This window comes from Rhodobaculum claviforme (assembly GCF_016653255.1).
GTDB lineage: Bacteria > Pseudomonadota > Alphaproteobacteria > Rhodobacterales > Rhodobacteraceae > Rhodobaculum > Rhodobaculum claviforme.
In genome coordinates this window covers 1-2,849 of record NZ_NHSD01000225.1, presented here as the reverse complement: position 1 = coordinate 2,849, position 2,849 = coordinate 1, and the positions used below count along the sequence as shown (strand labels likewise).

Here is a 2,849-nt window from a genome sequence, read left to right as displayed (position 1 = left end):
GGTCGGCGGCTTCGCCACCGTGCTGGGCGGCGCCGAGGGCCACACCGCGATCATGGCACGCTCGCTCGGACTGCCGGCCGTGCTGGGCGTGCCCGACCTGCTGGGCCAGGTGCTGCCGGGCGAGCAGGTGATCGTCGACGGCTCGCGCGGGCGGGTGATCGTCAACCCGACGGAAGCCCGCCTGACGCGCTATCGCGCGCGGCTGGCGGAGATGAAGCGCGAGGCGCGGCAACTGGCGACGCTGCGCGATCTCCCGGCGGTGACCCGCGACCAGCATCGGATCACCCTGCAAGCGAACATCGAGTTGCCGCGCGAGAGCGACCAGGCGATCGCCGCAGGCGCGGAGGGCGTCGGTCTCCTGCGCACCGAATTCCTCTATATGAACCGGGAGGATCTGCCCGGCGAGGAGGAACAATACCAGGCGATCCGCCAGATCCTGGAGACCATGAAGGGCCACCCCGTGACCGTGCGCACGCTCGACGTGGGCGGGGAAAAGCTGGCCTGGTCGCTGGGCAACCAACTGGGCGAGTCCGTAAACCCGGCGCTCGGGCTGCGCGCGATCCGGCTCAGCTTGAAGCAGCGCGACCTACTGGATACGCAGTTGGCCGCGATGCTCCGCGCGGCCCGACATGGGCCGGTGCGAATCCTGCTGCCGATGGTATCCAGCACCAACGAGATGCGCGAGGCCCGCAAGGCCTTGCACGAGGTCGCCCGTGAGTTGGTCCGCCGCGGCGAACAAGTGCCGGATCCCCTGCCCCCCTTGGGCGCGATGATCGAGGTACCGGGCGCGGCGCTGTCGGCGGACGCGCTGGCTGGCGTGTCCGACTTCTTTGCCATCGGCACCAACGACCTGACGATGTACACACTCGCCATCGATCGCGGCGAGGAACGGGTCGCACACCTCTACAACCCGCTGCATCCGGCCGTATTGCGATTGATCCAGTTCGCCGTGGAAGCGGCACTGCGCGCCGGCATTCCAGTCTCGGTGTGCGGGGAGATGGCAGGCGATCCACGCTACACCCCACTGTTCCTGGGGCTGGGGGTGCGCGACCTGTCGATGTCCTCCGCATCGCTGCCGCGGGTGAAGCAGCGCGTGCGACAACTCGAGATGCGCGCGGCCAGCCACCGCGCCATGGCGATCATGGATCAGCACGACACCGGTCGGATCGCCGCCCTGTTGGACGACTTCGCCGGATAACCGCCTGTCCCGCCCGGATAACCGCACACCGTACGGCAGCTTGCCGGCATCGCGGCAGCCTGCTATTTCAGCCTCGCAAATGCCGCCCCGCGTGCCGCGGTATCGCGCCCCCGTCCCGAACGGCCGCGCGATACCGCGCCGGACCGGCGGCGCCGTCCAACACGGCAGCCGATACTCAATCGAACGGGAAGGAGTCGCCCCGATCATGGCCGACCAGCAGGACTACAAGGTAGCGGACATCAAGCTTGCGGAGTGGGGTCGCAAGGAGATCGAGATCGCGCAGACGGAGATGCCGGGTTTGATGGCGCTGCGCGAGGAGTACGGGGCGTCGAAGCCGCTGCAGGGGGCGCGGATTGCGGGCTGCCTGCACATGACGGTGCAGACGGCGGTGTTGATCGAGACGCTGACGGCGTTGGGCGCGGAAGTGCGCTGGTCGTCGTGCAACATCTTCTCGACCCAGGACCAGGCGGCGGCGGCGGTGGCCGCGGCCGGGGTGCCGGTGTTCGCCTGGAAGGGGATGGACGAGGACAGCTTCTGGTGGGCGATCGAGCAGACGATCGTGGGTCCGGACGGCTGGCGTCCGAACATGATCCTGGACGACGGCGGCGACCTGACCGCGATGATGCACGAGAAGTTCCCGGAGCTGCTGAAGGAGCAGGTCAAGGGGCTGTCGGAGGAGACCACGACGGGCGTGGCACGCCTGTACCAGATGGCGCGCAAGGGCGAGCTGCTGTGCCCGGCGATCAACGTCAACGACAGCGTGACCAAGAGTAAGTTCGACAACATCTACGGCTGCCGTGAGAGCCTGGTCGACGGCATCCGCCGGGGCACCGACGTGATGATGGCCGGCAAGCGGGCGCTGGTGGCCGGCTTCGGCGACGTCGGCAAGGGCTCGGCGCAGAGCCTGCGCAATGCCGGCTGCCGGGTGATGGTGACCGAGGTTGACCCGATCTGCGCGCTGCAGGCGGCGATGGAAGGCTACGAGGTGACGACGATGGAGGAGGCGGCGCCGCTGGCCGACATCTTCGTCACCGCGACGGGCAACGTCGACGTGATCACGGTCGACCACATGCGGGCGATGAAGGACCGGGCGATCGTCTGCAACATCGGCCACTTCGACAACGAGATCCAGATCGACGGGCTGAAGAACTTCAAGTGGGACAACATCAAGCCGCAGGTCGACGAGGTCGAGTTCCCGGACGGCAAGCGGCTGATCGTGCTGTCGGAGGGTCGCCTGGTGAACCTGGGCAACGCCACCGGCCACCCGAGTTTCGTGATGTCGGCGAGCTTCACCAACCAGGTGATGGCGCAGATGGAGCTTTGGCACAACGCCAAGGACTACAAGCACGACGTCTACGTGCTGCCCAAGCACCTGGACGAGAAGGTCGCCTCGCTGCACCTGTCCAAGATCGGCGTCAAGCTGGAGCAGATGACCGAGCAGCAGGCCGAGTACCTCGGCGTGCCCAAGACCGGTCCCTTCAAGCCCGACCACTACCGCTACTAAGCGCGCCCGGCGCGGCGGAGACGCGGCCCCTCCCGCTTCCTTGAGGGGGAGGGAGGGGCCGCGACGCCTATCGAACGGGCAGCCGCTAGCTGCGCGAGAGACCATTCGACAAGGGAGGATCAACCTTGGCCGATAAGAACTACAAGG

At 67.5% G+C, this 2,849-nt stretch carries 2 protein-coding genes; both read left to right on the top strand.

Annotated elements, in window-relative coordinates; all coding sequences use genetic code 11:
- Positions 1-1,198, top strand: a 1,198-nt coding sequence (gene ptsP, locus CCR87_RS08005; RefSeq protein ID WP_201157018.1) for a phosphoenolpyruvate--protein phosphotransferase, incomplete at its 5' end; no start/stop codon positions are given.
- 205 nt (positions 1,199-1,403) lie between these two features.
- The gene (gene ahcY / locus CCR87_RS08000) at positions 1,404-2,702 is read left to right on the top strand and encodes an adenosylhomocysteinase (protein WP_027287580.1); all 1,299 of its coding nucleotides are present in this window, start codon (positions 1,404-1,406) and stop codon (positions 2,700-2,702) included.
- The last annotated feature ends 147 nt before the right edge of the window (positions 2,703-2,849 follow it).